Annotated in this window: 20 protein-coding genes; 12 read left to right on the top strand and 8 right to left on the bottom strand. The window is 69.1% G+C overall.

The window, feature by feature from the left end; translation table 11 throughout:
- Positions 1-131 precede the first annotated feature (131 nt).
- The 4 genes from QMO76_RS27525 (at position 132) to QMO76_RS27510 (ending at position 3,801) form a co-directional block, all read left to right on the top strand.
- Entirely contained in the window at positions 132-2,000 is a 1,869-nt protein-coding gene (locus QMO76_RS27525) for a Na+/H+ antiporter (protein ID WP_306364238.1), read from the top strand.
- A gap of 77 nt (positions 2,001-2,077) precedes the next feature.
- The gene (locus QMO76_RS27520) at positions 2,078-2,704 is read left to right on the top strand and encodes a TetR/AcrR family transcriptional regulator (RefSeq protein WP_306364237.1); all 627 of its coding nucleotides are present in this window, start codon (positions 2,078-2,080) and stop codon (positions 2,702-2,704) included.
- A gap of 41 nt (positions 2,705-2,745) precedes the next feature.
- On the top strand, positions 2,746-3,246 hold the full coding sequence (locus tag QMO76_RS27515; RefSeq protein WP_306364236.1) for a nuclear transport factor 2 family protein: 501 nt from the start codon (positions 2,746-2,748) through the stop codon (positions 3,244-3,246).
- Positions 3,247-3,387: 141 nt separating this feature from the next.
- Entirely contained in the window at positions 3,388-3,801 is a 414-nt protein-coding gene (locus tag QMO76_RS27510; protein ID WP_306364235.1) for an excalibur calcium-binding domain-containing protein, read from the top strand.
- A gap of 12 nt (positions 3,802-3,813) precedes the next feature.
- On the opposite strand, the gene QMO76_RS27505 is transcribed toward QMO76_RS27510, so the two are convergent.
- Positions 3,814-3,996, bottom strand: a complete 183-nt coding sequence (locus QMO76_RS27505; protein WP_306364234.1) for a hypothetical protein — start codon at positions 3,994-3,996, stop codon at positions 3,814-3,816.
- A gap of 458 nt (positions 3,997-4,454) precedes the next feature.
- On the opposite strand from QMO76_RS27505, the gene QMO76_RS27500 reads away from it, so the two are divergent.
- From QMO76_RS27500 to QMO76_RS27485, 4 genes are all read left to right on the top strand, one after another.
- Complete coding sequence (locus QMO76_RS27500) at positions 4,455-5,159, top strand: MgtC/SapB family protein (RefSeq protein WP_306364233.1); 705 nt, start codon at positions 4,455-4,457, stop codon at positions 5,157-5,159.
- 417 nt (positions 5,160-5,576) lie between these two features.
- A complete protein-coding gene (locus tag QMO76_RS27495; protein ID WP_306364270.1) occupies positions 5,577-5,978 on the top strand; it encodes a cold-shock protein in 402 nt (133 codons plus the stop codon).
- 122 nt (positions 5,979-6,100) lie between these two features.
- The gene (locus QMO76_RS27490) at positions 6,101-7,201 is read left to right on the top strand and encodes an ATP-dependent DNA ligase (RefSeq protein WP_306364232.1); all 1,101 of its coding nucleotides are present in this window, start codon (positions 6,101-6,103) and stop codon (positions 7,199-7,201) included.
- Positions 7,198-8,259, top strand: coding sequence for a DNA polymerase domain-containing protein (locus tag QMO76_RS27485; RefSeq protein WP_306364231.1), 1,062 nt, complete (start codon positions 7,198-7,200; stop codon positions 8,257-8,259). Before QMO76_RS27490 ends, QMO76_RS27485 begins: the two co-directional genes overlap by 4 nt.
- A gap of 22 nt (positions 8,260-8,281) precedes the next feature.
- Here QMO76_RS27485 and QMO76_RS27480 read toward each other — a convergent pair whose 3' ends face one another.
- Both QMO76_RS27480 and QMO76_RS27475 read right to left on the bottom strand, forming a co-directional pair.
- Positions 8,282-9,184: a hypothetical protein gene (locus QMO76_RS27480; RefSeq protein ID WP_306364230.1), complete on the bottom strand. Its 903-nt coding sequence runs from the start codon at positions 9,182-9,184 to the stop codon at positions 8,282-8,284.
- A 147-nt stretch (positions 9,185-9,331) separates the two neighbouring features.
- Positions 9,332-9,472 (bottom strand): hypothetical protein, encoded by a 141-nt coding sequence (locus QMO76_RS27475; protein WP_306364229.1) that lies wholly within the window; start codon positions 9,470-9,472, stop codon positions 9,332-9,334.
- 184 nt (positions 9,473-9,656) lie between these two features.
- On the opposite strand from QMO76_RS27475, the gene QMO76_RS27470 reads away from it, so the two are divergent.
- Both QMO76_RS27470 and QMO76_RS27465 read left to right on the top strand, forming a co-directional pair.
- Positions 9,657-11,378 carry a penicillin-binding transpeptidase domain-containing protein gene (locus QMO76_RS27470; protein ID WP_306364269.1) on the top strand — a complete coding sequence of 574 codons (1,722 nt, stop codon included), beginning with the start codon at positions 9,657-9,659 and terminating at the stop codon, positions 11,376-11,378.
- A 111-nt stretch (positions 11,379-11,489) separates the two neighbouring features.
- A complete protein-coding gene (locus QMO76_RS27465) occupies positions 11,490-12,149 on the top strand; it encodes a methyltransferase domain-containing protein (protein ID WP_306364228.1) in 660 nt (219 codons plus the stop codon).
- 148 nt (positions 12,150-12,297) lie between these two features.
- Here the strand turns inward: QMO76_RS27465 and QMO76_RS27460 are convergent, their stop codons facing one another.
- From QMO76_RS27460 to QMO76_RS27450, 3 genes are all read right to left on the bottom strand, one after another.
- A complete protein-coding gene (locus tag QMO76_RS27460) occupies positions 12,298-12,951 on the bottom strand; it encodes a TetR/AcrR family transcriptional regulator (RefSeq protein WP_306364227.1) in 654 nt (217 codons plus the stop codon).
- A gap of 139 nt (positions 12,952-13,090) precedes the next feature.
- A complete protein-coding gene (locus QMO76_RS27455) occupies positions 13,091-14,236 on the bottom strand; it encodes an acyl-CoA dehydrogenase family protein (RefSeq protein ID WP_306364226.1) in 1,146 nt (381 codons plus the stop codon).
- Positions 14,237-14,343: 107 nt separating this feature from the next.
- Positions 14,344-15,042, bottom strand: coding sequence for a TetR/AcrR family transcriptional regulator (locus QMO76_RS27450; protein WP_306364225.1), 699 nt, complete (start codon positions 15,040-15,042; stop codon positions 14,344-14,346).
- Positions 15,043-15,286: 244 nt separating this feature from the next.
- Between QMO76_RS27450 and QMO76_RS27445 the strand changes: the two genes are divergently transcribed.
- Both QMO76_RS27445 and QMO76_RS27440 read left to right on the top strand, forming a co-directional pair.
- Entirely contained in the window at positions 15,287-15,517 is a 231-nt protein-coding gene (locus tag QMO76_RS27445) for a hypothetical protein (protein WP_306364224.1), read from the top strand.
- A complete protein-coding gene (locus QMO76_RS27440) occupies positions 15,514-17,043 on the top strand; it encodes a hypothetical protein (RefSeq protein ID WP_306364223.1) in 1,530 nt (509 codons plus the stop codon). The genes QMO76_RS27445 and QMO76_RS27440 overlap by 4 nt, the downstream gene beginning before the upstream one ends.
- Before the next feature lie 4 nt (positions 17,044-17,047).
- Here the strand turns inward: QMO76_RS27440 and QMO76_RS27435 are convergent, their stop codons facing one another.
- Positions 17,048-17,338 carry a putative quinol monooxygenase gene (locus tag QMO76_RS27435; RefSeq protein ID WP_306364222.1) on the bottom strand — a complete coding sequence of 97 codons (291 nt, stop codon included), beginning with the start codon at positions 17,336-17,338 and terminating at the stop codon, positions 17,048-17,050.
- Between the two features lie 64 nt (positions 17,339-17,402).
- Positions 17,403-17,810, bottom strand: coding sequence for a DUF3224 domain-containing protein (locus QMO76_RS27430; protein WP_306364221.1), 408 nt, complete (start codon positions 17,808-17,810; stop codon positions 17,403-17,405).
- Positions 17,811-17,946: the final 136 nt, after the last annotated feature.

The following is a 17,946-nucleotide window of genomic DNA, read 5'->3' as shown; positions in this document are numbered from 1 at the left end:
CCGCACCGGCTCACCGTTCCGTGGTCCCGCTGTCGGGCGACCCCGTGTACGCCACCGGCGGCGCTGACGCGCCGGGCCGACGGGGTGGCGGGCTGCACGGGCACGGGCGGCGCGGCTGGCAGGATATTCGCGTGGAGTTGGCGTTCGGACTGGTCGGGTTGATCGCGGTGGCGGTGGCGCTGGCCGCCTGCGCGCGCCGGATCGGGGTGGCCGAGCCGCTGATGTTGACGGTGGCCGGGGTGGTGGCGTCGTATCTGCCGTTCATTCCCGAGGTGGGGCTGGATCCGGAGCTGGTGTTGCTCGGGTTGCTGCCGCCGCTGCTGTACACGACCGCGATCAGCACCTCGCTCATCGACTTTCGGCCCAAGAAGGTGTCGATCACGCTGCTGTCGGTGGGGTTGGTGCTGTTCACGACGTTCGCGGTGGCCGGGGTGGTGATGCTACTGCTGCCGGTGCCGTTCGCGGCGGCGGTGGCCATCGGGGCGGTGGTGGCGCCGCCGGACGCGGTCGCGGCCACCGCCATCGCGCGCCGGGTGGGGATGCCGCGGCGCATCGTGACCCTGCTCGAGGGTGAATCGCTGTTCAACGACGCCACCGCGCTGGTGACACTGCGCACCGCCATCGCGGCCATGGCCGGGGCGGTGAGCCTGTGGGAGGCGGGGGCCGACTTCCTGCTGGCCGCGGGCGGGGGCGCGGTGATCGGCCTGGTCGCCGCGGCGGTGCTGGCTTTCCTGCGCCGACGCATCACCGACCCGGTGCTCGACACCAGCCTGTCGCTGCTGGCGCCGTTCGCGGCGTACCTGCCCGCGGAGGCGGTGCACTCCTCCGGCGTGATCGCGGTGGTCACCTGCGGCCTCATCCTCGGGCACGGTGCACCGGTGTGGCAGAGCGCGGCCTCCCGGATCGCCGAGCGCACCAACTGGCGCACCATCCAGTTCATTCTGGAGAGCGGGGTGTTCCTGCTCATCGGATTGCAGGTGCGTCATATCGTGGAGGACGCCTGGAACAGCGGGCTTCCGCACGACACCCTGCTCATCGCGTGCGCGGGGGTACTGGCGACGGTGATCCTCGCCCGACCGGTCTGGGTCTTCCCGGCCACCTACGTCGCCTGGTGGATGGAGGGCAGGCGGCGCGGCACACCCAAGCCGCAGCCGACCGGCGCGGCCGTGGTGTCGTGGGCGGGAATGCGCGGCGTGGTGACGCTGGCCGCCGCCATGCTGTTGCCCGCCGACACCCCGGAACTGGCGACCCTGCGCCTGCTCGCGCTGGTCGTGGTGGGCGGAACGCTGCTGCTGCAAGGGGTTTCGCTGCCCTGGGTGGTGCGCGCGCTGCGGCTGCGCGGCCCCAGCCGCGCCGAGGACCGGCTCCAGGAGGCGGCGCTGCTGCAACAGGCGACCTCGGCCGGGCTCACCGCGCTCGACGAGCACGTCACCGACGCCACACCGGTCCAGATCGTGGCGGCGCTGCGCGGACAGGCCGACCAGCGGGCGCGGGCGGCGTGGGAGCTGCTGGGCCGTTCCGAATCCGACCGCGTGACCCCCGGCGGGGAGTATCGGCGGCTGCGGCTGGTCATGCTGGCCGCCGAACGCGACGTGGTGCTGCGGGTGCGCGACACCGGCACCCTCGATCACGAGGTGCTCCAGCACGTGATGGCACTGCTGGACATGGAGGAGTCCACGCTGGTCCGCGTCACCGAGGCCGAGGACGACATCGCGGACACCACACTGGCCGGGGTGGTCGGCGGCGACTGCGAGCACCTGCGCGACGCCCCGGCGACCGCCCGGCCCGACACCCCCGACAGCTGTGCCGAATGCGTCGCCGCGGGACTGGTGTGGGTGCATCTGCGCATGTGCCTGGCCTGCGGGCATATCGCCTGCTGCGAGTCCTCGCCGGGCAATCACGCCGTCGAACATTTCCAGACCACCCGGCATCCGGTGATGCGCAGCGTGGAACCGGGTGAGAGCTGGCGCTGGTGCTACGTGGACGAGCTGCTCGGGTAGTGCCGCCGAGCGGGCACGACGGTTCCCGCGCACCGGGCGGACGCGGACCGTCCGCCTCGGGCACTACGCTGTTCCCGGTGCAGACAGGTCAGCAACCCTCCGACGCCGAGCCCCGACTCTGGGGTGGCACGACCCTCACCGAACGCCGTGAGGCGCGCCGCGCCGCGCTCCTGGACGCCGCTCTCGATCTGATCGGCGAATCCGGGGCGGGCGCGGTCACCATGCGCGCCGTGTGCCGGAAGGCCAATCTCACCGACCGCTACTTCTACGAATCCTTCAGCAGCCGAGACGAATTGCTCGACGTGCTGTACCGCCAGATCGCCGACGAATTCCTCGAGCCGATGACCGCCTACGCGGTGGCCGACGATCCGGCCCGCGACCGGGCCCTGTCGGAGGTGCTGGTGGACAGGGTGCTCCAGGATCCGCGCAAGTCCCGGCTGTTCCTCGTCGAGCCGTACTCGAGCACCGGGCTGGGCGCGACCACCATCTCGGTCATGCCCGCCTTCACCCGGCTCATCCAGGACCATCTGTTCAGCCATATCGAGGATCCGGTGCGCCGTCGACTGGCCGCGGTGACCATGGCCAGCGGCAATGCGGGCATGTTCTCGGCGTGGTTGAACGGCACCTTGCGCGCCAGCCGCGAGCAGATCGTCGACCATCTGGTGGAGACGATCGGGGCCTACCGGCGCATGTACCGCGGCTAGAACCGGCCCACGCCGCGCGCCGAGGGCGTAGCGTCGCGGACATGGACCGCGCGGCAGTGCAGAAGTGGATCGACGGTTACGAACTGGCTTGGCGCACAACGGGAACCGCGGCCGTCAGCGAGCTGTTCGCGGACGCGGCCGAATACTACGTCTCCCCGTGGGCGACGCCGATCACCGGCCACGCGGCGATCGCCGCCTTCTGGGAAGCGGGCCGCGACGGCCCCGACGAACCCTTCACCATGACCGCCGAGGTGATCGCCGTGGACGGTGACACCGCCGTGGCGCGCGTCGGCGTGGAGTACCTGGGCGAGTCCCCGGCTTCCTGGCGCGACCTGTGGGTGCTGCGCTTCGACCACACCGGTCGGTGTGGCCGCTTCGAGGAATGGCCCTTCGCCCCGGATCAGCCGGACGGACAAGATCATTCGACGACCCTTCGACGCCGAAATGATCATGACGAATTGTGCGAATTCGGGCATTTCGGACCCGGTCCGATACCGCTGGTAGCGCGTGTTTCACCGCCACCACGCCGAATCCCGCTATGACCTCGCGCGCCAATCCCACCCCCGCCCATTGTGCCCACCCCCGATTCCTGGAAGCGTCTCGGATCACGCGACCAGGAGGCGAGACTCCGCCGCCTCCTAGTCGCGCCCAACCTCTCTCCCACACTTTCAGGGATATCCACGTTGACCATCCGGCATCTCGTGCTGCCCGCCGCCCTCATTGCCGCCCTGCTGTCGGGCTGCGGCTCCGAGACCGCGCCGGACCCGAAACCCACTGTGGCGCACTCGACGACAACACAGCCGAGGGCGACCACCACTCCATCGACGACCCTTTCGGCCATCGCACCGCCGCCGCCGATCGCGACCACCACCGCCGCGCCGACCTCGACGACAACCCTCGCGCCGCCACCACCGGCCCCCGCGCCCGATATACCCACCGTGCGCGCCCCGGCCGTCCCCACGCCCGAGGCCCCCTCGGCCTACTACCGCAGCTGCGCCGCCGCCCGAGCCGCCGGCGCGGCCCCACTGCACCGCGGCGATCCCGGATACCGTTCCGGCCTCGACCGCGACGGCGACGGTGTCGCCTGCGAGAACTGATGCCGCCGAAGGCTACTGGCCGTAGGAGTAGCGCAGGTCGGCGAACAGCAACCGGTTGAGCCGCCGCCGCAGGTGCCCGGCCTTGCTCTCGTCGGGAGCCGACGCCGGGGTGCGCAGGGTGAACCCGAGCAGGGTCTCCCCGCGGACCGCGGTCAGTGCGAACTCGATGCGGTCGTCGGGCCGAGTGGGCCACAACGAGGACCAGACGAGGCGATGCGGCTTCTCCCGTCAGGATCTGCGGTTCGACCTCATCCGCGAGTAATACCAGCCACGGTCGCGCCCGCGGCCGCCTGGGCCGCGCGAGCGAATCCCAGACGTCCGCCGGCGGCGCCGCCAACATCTTCGCGCGCGAGCCGATCTCGATCACGAGGGCAGCCGAGTTCGTCGCCGCACCCGGATGTCGCGCCGCGCACATCCGGTGGCGAAACCGGGTTGCCGGGTGTTTACTCGCTGGGGCGAGGTGCCCGGACGGGTCACACCGCGAAGTGCCGAAGGTCCGACGAGGAAGGAGGTGGTGGACGTGCCTGGTGGACGTGATCGATATCGGAGTCGACAGCTGGCCACACGGTTTTTCGGTGTCCCACCCGCTCTCGTTCGGAGGATTCCGCCCTCCCGGTAGCGCGCGGTGCGCCGACCTTTCTCGGGAGTGCGTCATGACCATGGTGGAAATGCTCATCCGGCTGCTGGCCGGGGTGAGCTTGGGCGCGGTGATCGGATTCGAGCGGCAGTATCGGGCGCGCATGGCCGGACTGCGGACGAACGCGCTGGTCGCCGCCGGGGCGACGCTGTTCGTGCTGCTGTCGGCCCACGGCTTCAGCGGCGGTACCGCCGACCCGACCCGCGTCGCGGCACAGATCGTTTCGGGCATCGGATTCCTCGGCGCGGGCGTCATCCTGCGCGACGGGTTCAACGTGCGCGGCCTCAATACCGCCGCCACGCTGTGGTGTTCGGCCGCGATCGGCGCGCTGGCCGGTGCGGGCATGCTGCCCACGGCGCTGGCGGGCACGGTCGTGGTGGTCGTGGTCAATACCGCGCTGCGGGCCGCCGGTCGCCGGGTGGACCGCCGCCCGGAGGCAGGCGACGAACAGCACACCCGGTACTCGTTCGTCGCCTGCACCGACGACGCGCACGAGGCGCACACCCGCGCGCTGCTGGTGCAGTCGCTGACCCGCACCGATTTCCAGCTGGTGTCGGTCGCCAGCGCCGACATCGGCTCGGGCACGGTGGAGGTGCGCGCCGAACTGGTCTCCGACCGCCGCGACGACCGGCAGATGGAGTCCGCGGTCAGCCGCCTGAGCCTGGAACCTCATGTGACCAGCGTCGGCTGGCGCACCCTGGACCAGCTGAGTGGGCCATGATTTCGGGACCGGCCGGTTCCCGCCCCCTCCGCAGATCAGCAGCGGGGTGTCGGCGGTATCTCGAGGCCGTCCGCAGCGAGGCGGTGCCCGGCCCTCTCTGTGGCCCGGTCGGGCCGGAGACTGCGATATCACCACGGGTGGGAAGGCGGATTCCGGGGGATCGGGCCGACGACGACCCCCGGACACGCAATCCACTCGCGCACACCGCAACCGGACTCCGCCCCGTGCGCGATGGCATGAAACCCGCTGCGCACCAATCGGACTGAGCATCCTACGAGTGGCCGCCGACCCAAGTCCGAGATCCGCGGCGGCAGCGGGGTTCAGCGGTGTGCGGCAACCGAAATTAATCCCTTTCATCCGACATCGGACAGTTCGCGGGTTACAGTGACCGCAGAGGGACGCGGCGACGAGGAGCAGGTGTTGGTGTCCATCGGGAAATTGGTGTCTTTCGACAGTTCACGGGGGTTCGGATTCATACGCCCCGAAGACGGTGGCCCGGACGTTTTCGTCCATGTCAACGACATCGGCCTGGACGAGGACGAGCTACGTCAGGGGCGGGTATTCGAATTCGACGTGACCGAAGGTGACCGGGGGCCGAAGGCGATCAACCTGGCACTGGTCGGGGGGACGGGGCCGGTGCGGCACAAGAACAAGGAGCGCGGCGAGCGGACGGCCGGGCCACTCAGCGCCGAGGAGCACCGGCGGCTCATCACCGAACTGCTGCTCGACGCCAGCCCGGCCCTGACCGCCGGGGAGATATTGACCATCCGCGAGCGCCTGACCGCCTTCGCCGAACAGCACGGGTGGATCGACGGCTGAGGGCACGCCGGTCTCGAAAAACTGACCGGTACGGCCTTACGATCTTGGGGAGTCGCCGTATCCGACCGATGAGTTTCGATCGGGCGCGGCGTCTACCTGGGTAGGTAATCCGAGGAGGTCGCGTGGATCTGCCCGTCATGCCGCCGGTCAAACCGATGCTGGCGAAATCGGTGTCCGCCATTCCGGAGGAGCCCGGACTGCTGTTCGAGCCCAAATGGGATGGTTTCCGCTGTATCGTCTTCCGCGACGGACCCGAGATCGAACTCGGCTCCCGCAACGACCGCCCGCTCACCCGCTACTTCCCCGAACTGGTGGAACTGCTGGCCGCGGCACTGCCGGAGAAGTGCGTGGTCGACGGTGAGATCGTGGTGGTCACCGAACACGGCCTGGACTTCGACACGCTGCAACAGCGGCTGCATCCGGCGGCGTCGCGGGTGAACAAGCTGGCGGCGGAGACCCCGGCCAGTTTCGTCGGCTTCGACCTGCTGGCGCTCGGGGACCGGGATCTGACCGAGGAACCGTTCGAACAGCGGCGGGCACTGCTGGAGACCGTGCTCGACGGCGAGTTCTCCCGCACCCACCTCACCCCCATCAGCGACGATCCGGCACAGGCGCGGGACTGGTTCACCCGATTCGAGGGCGCGGGCTTCGACGGGGTGATGGTCAAGGCCAAGGATCTGCCGTACCTCCAGGACAAGCGCGTCATGCTGAAGGTCAAGCACGAACGCACCGCCGACTGCGTGATCGCCGGATTCCGCTGGCACAAGGACGGCGAAGGCGTCGGCTCGCTGCTGCTCGGCCTGTTCGACGACGACGGCAGCCTCCATCACGTCGGCGTGGCCAGCAGTTTCACCGCCGCACGCCGCAAGGAACTGGTGACCGAACTGGAACCGCTGCGCACCAACGCCCTGGAGAACCATCCGTGGCGGGATTGGGCCGACGCCGCCGCGCAGGCCAAGGCCGAGGGCAAGATGCCGGGCGGGGTCAGCCGCTGGACCGGCGGCAAGGACCTGTCCTGGGAGCCGCTGCGCCCCGAACTGGTCGGCGAGGTGCGCTACGAGCACGTCATGTCCGGGCGGCTGCGCCACGGCGGGCGGCTGGTGCGCTTCCGCACCGACCGCACGCCGCAATCGTGCACCTACGCCCAGCTCGACGAGGTCGCGCCCGCCGAACTGGCAGATATCTTCACCGAAGCGAAAGCCGGCAAGGGAGAACGGTCGTGAGCGGTTCCGTCGAGATCGAGGCGAACGGGCACACCGTCACCATCTCCAATCCGGACAAGATCTACTTCAGCAAGCGCGGCGACACCAAACTCGACCTGGTGCGCTACTACCAGGCCGTCGCCGAACCGATCATGAACACCATCAAGGACCGGCCGGTGCTGCTGGAGCGGTACCCGGACGGGGCGAGCGGCAAATCCTGGTTCCAGAAGCGGGTGCCCGCCTCGGTGCCGGACTGGCTGCGGACGACCGTGGTGTCCACCCCCAACGGCACCACCAGCGACGCCCTGGTCGCCGCCGACCTCGCCCATATCCTGTGGGCGGTCAATCTGGGCTGCCTGGGCTTCCACGTGTGGCCCACGCACGCGGGCGCGGAGGCGGAGAGCACCGCACCCCCGGTCTTCGACGCCGACGGCAACGAACTGCCGCCCACCGGCGTCACCGACGAACTGCGCATCGACCTCGATCCCTCCCCCGGCATCGGTTTCGACGATCTGCGCGCCGCCGCACAGCTCACCCGCGAACTGTGCGAGGAAATCGGCATCGACGTGCGCGTCAAAACCTCCGGCTCCCGCGGCCTGCACCTCTACGCCCTGCTCGAACCGCGCTGGGACGGCTACCAGGTGCGCGCCGCCGCCGTCGCGCTGGCCCGCGAACTGGAACGCCGCCACCCCGACCGCATCACCGCCCAGTGGTGGAAGGAAGAACGCGGCAGCCGCGTCTTCGTCGATTTCAACCAGAACGCCCCGCACAAAACGGTTTTCGGTGCCTGGTGCGTACGCCCCAAGGTCGGCGCCCAGGTCTCCACCCCCATCGCCTGGTCCGACCTGGACACCATCGTCCCCGACGACCTCACCATCGCCACCGTCCCCGACCGCGTCGCCCGATTCGGCGACCCCTGGGCCGACCGCGTCCCCCAATCCCTCACCCCACTGCTCGAGATGTCCGACCGCGATATGGCCGACGGTCTCATGGACGCACCCTGGCCCCCGGTCTACCCGAAGATGCCCAACGAACCACCGCGCGTGCAGCCGAGCAAGGCGCGTAAGAACAGCGAGTAGAGACTGGTGTCTCGTATCCGGGCTATCGCGCCACAGCCAGTGCTGTGCGATTCAGGATGATCCATTCCCGGGGCATACCCGCCTCCTCGGTGCCACCGACAGCAAAAGCATCGTAGCCTTTGATAGCGGCGAACTTGCCGCGATCGTAGACCTGCCAATAGCGTGATTCGAGCTCCTCTTCCCTTTCCGACCGTTCGGGCGATGGCTCCCCACGGCGAATCTCCGCCAAACGTTCACTGATCGAGCTCAATTCCGCCTGCTGCTCGTGGTACAGGTCGAGATAGTCCACTACCTTCGCATCAGGCTTCAGCACCATTCGCAACAATTTCTCCGAATCATAGTCGGCATAATGCAGCGCCAGTCCATCGTCCGGTGTCGCATAGGTCCCCTCCCCGTATTGTCCGGTGCCGGGAAAGTACGGACCCGACTTGAACTCCGCCGCATAACGTGTTTCCGACACGCCGCGGTACAGCCGGACGCCTCCCGCGGCGACGATCCTGTCGATCTCCTCGTAGGACACCACGGTGGGCAGACCGTCGAACCCTTGGAGCCGGTTTATCTCACCCAACGCGCGCCCGGCGCTGTTGATGCCGTACCCCGCGCCGTCGAGGGCGCGATAGTCGAGATCGTCGATGAGGTCACGGCCCCGGACAATGCTCCCGGGTACCGAATAGTGGGATGCGGATTCGCTTCCGTCCGGTGTTTCCGGCGCTGCCGCGGACGCCTCGCTGTCCTCTTTTCCGGTCGCCCCGACCATCCGCCCGAGTTCGCCGTCCTCGCGCACGAAACCTTCGACCGCGTCGTGGGCCCCGTCGCCACCGACCTGTCGCGATGCGCCCGCCACGGCGTCTCCGGCTGCACTGAGTTTCACCACACGATCGCGAATTCCCCTGCACAGATCGATCAGGACGCTGCTGATGAACACACGGAACCCCGCCCGAAGCGTGAACGCCGCGACTCGGTCACCGCTGGGCCGCGAGCCCGGGTCGGCGGCCACCGACACATGTGCGTGTTCCGATCATGCCAGGCAGTGTAATAACCTCCCGCCATTGGGAATACCGGCGCGCACGCCCTAGACGCTCGCGAGCAGTGCTGCCGCAGCGATGGCTTCGATCCAGAAGAACAGCCAGCTGGGAAAGCGGGGTGCGGGGCCATCGACCAGGCGGGAGATCAGATCTTTCAGCGACGCCTTCCACGCCATGTTCGGACTCACCGCGACGAAACTGCTGGCCCAAGGGACGCGCTTGAACGTCGACGACGATTGCGCGGCGCAAGCCGGCGACACTCACCGGTAGCCGATTCCGGACGCGGCCTGCCCGGTTCGGCCGGTGGCGGCGGGTAGGGTCGGCTCGGTGCGTACCAGGACACGACTACTCGCGCTGTTCGCCGTCCCCACCATGACGCTGACCGGATGCGGACTCTTCGACGACGACACCACCGAACGGATGACCTCCGTCGCCACCAGCTTCGCCGACGCGCTCACCAATGACGATCCGAGCGCGGCGGCCGCCGTCACCACCGATCCGACACAGGCCGTCGCCACCCTCGGCGCGCTCTACGACGGGCTGGGCACCGATGTGCGGTTCGAGGTGCGCGGGGTGGACAAGGACGCGGGGACGTTCACGCTCGCCGCGACCTGGAAGCTCGGCGCCGACGGCGCGAACGAGTGGAGTTACACCACCACCGGCAAGGCCGCCGATACCGGCGACGGATTCGAGGTCACCTGGGATCCGGCCGCCGTCGCTCCGGGGCTGGACACCGGACCGCTGAGCTACAGCCCGGTCTACTCCGATCCCGCGCGGGTGCTCGACAGCACCGGCGGTGAACTCATGACACAGCAGGTGGTGACCCTGGTGAACCTCGCGCCCGGCGTCGACACCGCCGCCGTGGCGAATCTGCTCTCCCCCATCGCCCCCAGCATCACCGCGGCGTCACTGCAAGCGGAACTCGATGCGGCACCAGGCAAGACGGTCACGGCGATCACCTTGCGGGAATCCGATATCGCCCCGATCCGGGATGCGCTCACAGCCCTGCCGAATGTCACGCTGGCACCGCAGACCCGCCTGCTGACCACCGACCGGGAACTCGCCTCCCCCACCCTGTCCGGACTGTCGGAGCTGTGGCAGCAGCAGGCCGCCGCCGCCGCGGGCTGGGCGGTGCGCGCCCGCACCGAGCAGGGCACCGAGCGGGTCGCGGGCCGCGACCCCCAGCCCACCACCGATATCCGCACCACCCTCGATCTCGGTCTGCAACGTGCGGCGGAGGCCGCGCTCACGCCCATCGCCCAACCGGCCACCATCGTCGCCTTGCAGCCCTCCACCGGGAATGTGGTTGCCGTGGCACAGAATTCGGCCGCCGACGCCGAAGGGCCGATCGCGCTGACCGGCCTGTACCCGCCCGGCTCCACCTTCAAGACGGTGACGGTGTCCGCGGCGTTGCAGGCCGGGTCGGTGACCCCCGACAGCATTGTCGCCTGCCCGGGTTCGGCGAATATCGAGGGCCGCCGCATCCCCAACGACAACAACTTCGACCTCGGCGAGGTCCCGCTGCACACCGCCTTCGCCCGCTCCTGCAACACCACCATGGGCCGCCTGGCCGTCGACCTGCCCCCGGCCGCCCTCACCGACGCCGCCGCCCAACTGGGCCTGGGCATCGACTACGTCACCCCCGGCCTGACCACCGTCACCGGCTCGGTCCCCACCGCCGACACCCCCGCCCTGCGCGTCGAGGAGGGGATCGGCCAGGGCAAGGTCACCGCCTCCCCCTTCGGCATGGCCCTGGTCGCCGCCTCCCTCGCCCACGGTTCCGTCCCCGCACCCACCCTGGTCGCGGGACAGCCCGGCACCCCCGACCGCACCCCGCCCGCACTGCCCCCCGGTATCGCCGACCAGGTGAGAACCATGATGCGCGAGACGATCACCGACGGCACCGCCACCCAACTCCGCGACATCCCCGGCCTGCTCGGCAAGACCGGCACCGCCGAATTCATCGACGACACCCACGCCCACGGCTGGTTCGTCGGCATCGACGGCGACCTCGCTTTCGCCGTCTTCGTCCACGACGCCAACAGCTCCGGCCCGGCCGTCGACGCGGCGGGCCGCATGCTGCGACAGCGCTGAGAATTCGGCAGCCAACGCGCGGCACGGCCCGCTGTCGACTACCCGCGGCGCCAGTGGGCGGACCCGAATCCGGTGGACTCGGCGGGGTGCCGCCTGACAGTCTCTGCACCCATGCTGGTGACCTCACGTTCCGCGGCCGAGTACCGCGCCATGTTCGATCTGTCCGCGACGGATCTGGACGGGTGGGTGCTGGATTGCTGTGCGGGCGGGGCGAGTTTCGCCGCCGAGACCGGGCAGCGGGTGGTGGCGGTCGATCCGGTGTACGCGGCGGGGGCGGATGCGGTCGAGGCGCGTGTGTCAGCTGGGCTGTGCGAGGGGGGACGAGATGATCGATGCGCACGCGGAGAGCTTCGAATGGGGGTGGTACGGCGACATCGCGAGAGTCGCCGGACAATGCGTCACGTGGCGGGAGCGCGCTTCCTCGCGGATCTGCGTGCGCGACCGGCACACTACGTCGCGGGCGCGCTGCCCGAATTGCCTTTCGCCACCGCCGCTTTCGACCTGGTGCTGTGCTCGCATCTGCTGTTCACGTGGGCGGAGCAGCTCGGCGCGGACTGGCATCTGCGCGCGCTCACGGAACTGCTGCGGGTCAGCCGCGGCGAGGTGCGGGTGTATCCGCTGGTGGTGCAGGCGACCGGGGAGCCGGTCGGCTTCCTCGACCGGCTGCGCGACGACTTGCACGGCCGCGGGCACCGCACCGAACTGCGGGAGGTCGCCTACCGGTTCCAGCGCGGGGCACACCATATGCTGCGCATCCGGGTGGGGCGGTAGCGCATCGGGGCGAATCCGTGGACAGCAGACCGGTTCGCGTCCGGCCGTTCGGAGCGGCCGGACGCGAACCCGGATCCTGTTGTTCGGATCGAGTCGGTCCGGATGCGCTTGCCCGGACCCGGTTGTCCCGGATTCAGTTGTCCCGGATTCAGTTGTCGCCGTGCACGTTCGGGAACGTCTCGGTGATGAGGGTGCGCAGCATGTCGGCGAGCAGGCTGTGCACCTGCTGCCGGGTCAGACTGCCGCGCACGATCCATTCCCGACCGGCCGCCTTCACCAGGCCGCCGTAACAGCGCACCAGAGCGCGCAATTCGTCGCTGTGCAGCGACTCCTCGAGACCCATCATCCGCACCACCCGGTCGGCGGCGGCGGTGTCGGCCTCGTCGAGGATGCGCTGCACTTCCGGGTCGTCGCCGATGCCCTCGTGGCCGGTGACCTTCACCCAGGTGTGGCCGTGCTCGCCGATGGTGTCGAGCAGCCACGCCACACTGGCGTCCACGCGTTCGCGCATGGTGCCGGTGGGCACGGTCATGGCTTCGGGGCGTGGCAACGTGACCATGCGGCGCACCACCGCCAGGTACAGGTCGCGTTTGTTCCCGAAGTAGTGGTTGATGAGGCCACGCGCCACTCCGGCGCGCTGCGCCAGTTCGGCGGTGGAGACGGCCGCGTACGGCCGCTCCCCGAACATGTCGATGGCGCACGCGAGGATCTGGGCGCGGCGTTCGTCGGGTTCGAGGCGACGGCGGCGCGAGGGCGCGTCCGCGCCCTCGGCCGTGGTGGCGTCGAGCGCCGTCGCGTCCACCGCGGTGTCCAGCGTGGGCCGCGACTCGGTGTCAGTGCCACTGCCGGGCGTGGGCCGCGACTCGGTGTCAATGTCGCTGCCGGGCGTGGGCCGCGACTCGGTGTCAATGTCGCTGCCGGGCGTCGGCCGCGACTCGGTATCAGAGTGAGCGGGCAATGAGATCCTTCATCACCTCATTGGCGCCCGCCAGAATCCGCAGCACTCGGGCGCCGGTGTAGAGCTGGGAGATCGGGTATTCGGTCATGTATCCGTAGCCGCCGAACAATTGCAGACAGCGGTCTACCACGATACCCAGTTGGTCGGTCAGCCAGTACTTCGACATGGCAGCGGTGGGAATATCGAGTTCCCCCGCCAGGTGTTTGACCAGGCAGTCGTCCAGGAACACTCGGCTCACCTTGGCGATGGTCGCGCATTCGGCGAGTTCGAACTTGGTGTTCTGCATGGCGAACAGCGGTTTGCCGAACGCTTCGCGGCCCTTGGTGTAATCGACGGTGAGCGCGACCGCCTGCTCCATCATGGCGACCGCCATGATGGCGGTGACCAGCCGCTCCTGCGCCAGCATCTGCATCATCTGGTAGAAGCCCTGACCCTCGGCCGAGCCCAGCAGGTTCGAGGCGGGCACCCGCAGACCGTCGAAGAACAGCTCCGCGGTGTCCTGGCCCTTGCCGCCGATCTTGGACAGGATGCGGCCGCGTTTGAATCCGGGGGTCTCGTCGTTCACCTCGGCGAAGATGAGCGAGACGCCCGCCGCGCCCTGCGTGGGGTCGGTCTTGGCGGCGATGATGATGCCGTCGCACAGCCAGCCGTTGGAGATGAAGATCTTCGACCCGGTGATGACGTACTCGTCACCCTCTTTCACCGCGCGGGTCTTGATGTTCTGCAGATCCGATCCGGTGCCCGGTTCGGTCATGCCGATGGACAGCACCATCTCACCGCTCGCCGCCTTGGGCAGCACCCGCCGCTTGAGCTCCTCGGTGCCGAATTCGTGCACATAGGGCGCGATGATCGAGGAGTGCACCGGCATGCCCATGGCGCCGTCGCCCGCACGGCACTGCGCCTCGATAATGGCGGCCTCGTGCGCGAAGGTGCCGCCACCGCCGCCGTACTCGGCGGGGATGGCCGCACACAGCAGCCCCAACTCCCCGGCACGCCGGTACAACTCACGATCCGGATGCCCCTGCTCGACGAATTTCTCCTCGTGCGGGATCACTTCCTTCTCGAAGAAGGTGGTCGCCAGTCCTCGTACCGCCTCGACTTCGTCGTCGCTCCATGCGGGCCGTGCCATCGTCGCGTTCCTCTGCTCTCGCGCGCCGCCTGTCCGGCGCTTCGAGACAAGAGTGCAGGGTTATTGGCGCAGTGTCAACAACCCCGGGACGCCTCCGCGCGGCGGCCTCACGACGCGCCACCGCGCGCCTGGTTCACCTCCGCCAGCGTGGTGAAGATCGGCACGTCCGGATCGGCCCGAACACCCTGGCGGCGCAGGAAACCGTCGATCAGATCCCACACCAGCTCCGTGGTGCGCTCGATGAATTCGGCGGTGCACTCGGGCGTCGGAGTATCGGAGTCCGACAGCCACAGATCGCTGACCGAGACGACGACGCCGATCAGCGCCCGCGACAGATAGTCGATACCGGCGGTGTCCAACGGAATCGCCTCCGCGACATTGGTCGCCATCTTGGTGAGTTTCCGGGCCGCATTGCGACCCAGATCCACCTGGAGCACCGCCCCGTCCGCCTGTCGCAGCATGGGCGCCTGCCCTAGATAGCGGAATACGTTGGGGTGCTCCAGGATTCCGTTCGCGTACTCGGTGAACACCCGGCGCAGCGCCGCCCGCGGCGGTTGCAGCATCAGCGTCATATCGGTGCCCGCCGCGGCGAAGGCCAGCCGGGTGGTGCGGTCGGCGATCTCGGCGTACAGATCGGCCTTGTCGGCGAACTGCCGGTACAGCCGAGGCTTGGTGATCCGCGCCTCGCGGGCGATGTCGTCCATGCTGGGGCGGGGGCCGTCACGGTCGATCACCCGGATCGCCGCGTCCACGATCTCGTCCCGGGTGATCGTGCGCGGGGCCGATCCGAAACTGGTGCGCGCCACGGTGAGAACTCTACATGTACCGGCGGTACGCGCCCAGATTCAGCCCGACGCCCCCGTTTCGCCGGTTTCTCGCCGGGCATTCCAGTGATCGACGCCACAGCCGCAGTCACCGATGTGGGATTGATTTAACCTCGCCCGTACTGCCAGTATCGAAATGCGTACCGGCAGTACGCTCCGGGGCGCGAGGGGTCGCATCCGGCCACACCGCCGGGCCGCTTCCGCGCCGACCACCGGGAAGAACCTCATGTCAGACGCAGCACGCCGAGACACAGCACACCAACTCGGCACCACCCTGCGGGCACCCCTGCCCGCCGCCTTCGACCGGCTCACCGACACCGAACTCGCCGAACTCGACCGGCTCCTCCACGACGCCCTGCGCCGCCGCGCCGACAACCTCGACGCCGCCATCGACACCTCCCTCGACTACGTGCCGCGCCTCATGCGCCCCGCCGTCAAGAAAGCACTCGGACTGTGAGCCAACACCTCGTCGCCGTCGCGGAAACCACCAAACTCGCCCGCGTCCTCGGCATCACCGACCCCACCGAACTCGACTTCCTCGTCGACCTGCCACCCGAGGCCCTCCGCGAATTCCGCGAACGCGTCACCGACCTGCTCTTCGACCGCGACGCCAAACGCCTGCACCGCGTCGCCGCCGCCAGCACCCTCGTCCCCGTCGGCATCAGCGGCAAAATCGCCGAACGCGCCTTCGGACCCGTCCTCTGCGCCGCCACCGCCTCCACCGTCGACCCGCGCCGCGCCATCGACATCGCCAAAACCCTGCCGCCGCACTTCCTCGCCGAATGCGCCGTACAACTCGACCCCCGCCGCACCGGCGACATCATCGCCGCCGTACCACCCGCCATGGTCGCCACCGTCGCCCGCGAACTCCTCGCCCGCGGCGACCACATCACCATGGGCCGCTTCGTCCACGTCGTCCCCGAACCCGCCCTGCGCGCAGCCGCGCCCATCATGAGCGACACCGACCTGCTGCGCATCGCCTTCCTACTCGAAGACAAAACCGCCATCGACAATGTGCTGCACGTCGTCGCCGACCGCGTCCCCGGCGTCATCCGCGCCGCCGCCGAACAGGACATGTGGGCCGAAGGCATCGACCTGCTCGACTCCATCGCACCCCAGCACCGCGCCTGGATCGGCGATATCGCCGCCGGACTCGGCGGCGACGTCCTCGACGCCCTCATCACCGCCGTCCACCGACTCGACGCCTGGTCGACCCTGCTGCCCATCACCAGCGCCATGAGCCACGACAGCCTGCGCCTGTTCGCCGAACGCGAGACCGTCCACGACCAGGCCGTGCTCACCGCCATCATGGACACCGCACTCGACCACGGACACTGGCGCAACCTGCTCCCCCTCGCGCCCCACCTGCCCGCACCGCAACTCACCTTCATCGCCGCCCGCGTCGCCGCCGAAACCGACGACCGCCGCACCGAACTCATCCGCGACGCCGACGCCGCCGGACTCTGGGACGCCATGATCCCCCTCGCACTCGCCATGACCGACGAACACCGCCGCCGCATGGCCGCCCTCCCCGTCATGCACGAACCCGACCTGCTGCGCGCCGTCATCACCAGCACCGCCGAACACGAACTCTGGGCACAGGCGCTGCCGCTGGTCGACGCACTCCCCGACCACGCCACCCCCACCCTCGCCTCCTGCATCGGCGACCTCACCCGCGACCAGATGCTCGCCGGGCTGCTCGCCGCCGCCCGCAGCGACAACATCCACACCCTCGTCGACATCGCCCTCGCCCAAGACCAGGACGGCCGCGCCCGCGTCCTCGACATCATCGACGGCATGGACGACCTCGAGGACTTCCTCGCCGCCCTCACCCCCGACACCCCGAACGTGGTGTGGGAAGCCCTCGTTCAGGTCCGCGACGAAATACCCAACGGCCTGCTGCGGCTACTCGCCGAACGCGCCCGCGAACTCGGCCACGACCACACCGCCGACGCCCTCACCGTCGTCCCCGCCACCGACTGAACCGCTACCCCGACAGCACACGCACATCGGCGACGTCGAACTCCGCCACCGACGCCGACAGCATCGCCGCCCCCGGCTCGAACTCGGCACCGCTACGCCGGAAAGCCTCCACCGCCTCCTGCGAGTCCCACCGCTCGAACACATTCACCCGGCCGGGGTCGGTCAGATCGGCGCAGATCGCGAAATCCAGACAGCCCGCCGCCGCCCGCGCCCGCTCGACGACCACCACACACGCCGCCAGATACGCGTCCCGCTCCCGCGCCTCGACGGTGATATGGCCCGCCACGATAACCATGGGTCACTCCTTACTCCAGAGGTCTCCCACTACCGACGACATCCACCCGCCGGACTCATCGCTGTCAGCCGATCTCGTAGTCGAACCACAGCCGGTGCGTTCCATCCGCATCCACGGCCAGCCCGCCACCGCCGGTGATACCCGCCAGCTCACCCGTACCGCTGCCCGGCACGATGACGAAGTGCTCCCCGGTGCGATCGGCACCGGTCGTCGACGCCGAATGAAGGAAATTGAAGGTCCCGGCCCGCCCGTTCACACTGCCGTCGAAAGACTCCATGGCGACATAGGTGCCGACCCCGGACTCCTGATCGAACGCCGACGTGAACAGCGTCGCGGCCCGGCCGCTGATCTCACCGTCGAACACCTTCTCCATCCGCGCGACACCCACCCCCAGTGCCGTCCGAATCGCCGGATCGGGAACCGCATCGGTGGGCGTGAAGGACTTGACCTCGAAAGTTCCGGTAGCTCGCATGATCGAATCCTGACACGCGACGCCCACGACCCTCTTGTAAGAAAGCGACACCGCGCGCACCCGGACACGGCCGACCACACCGTGGCGGCGGTCACGCGGTATCACCGCCCCGCCACCACCGTGGCCGGGCCGCGGT

The sequence above is a fragment of the Nocardia sp. CC227C genome (genome assembly GCF_030767025.1).
Lineage (GTDB): Bacteria > Actinomycetota > Actinomycetes > Mycobacteriales > Mycobacteriaceae > Nocardia.
This window is presented reverse-complemented; position numbering and strand designations above follow the sequence as displayed.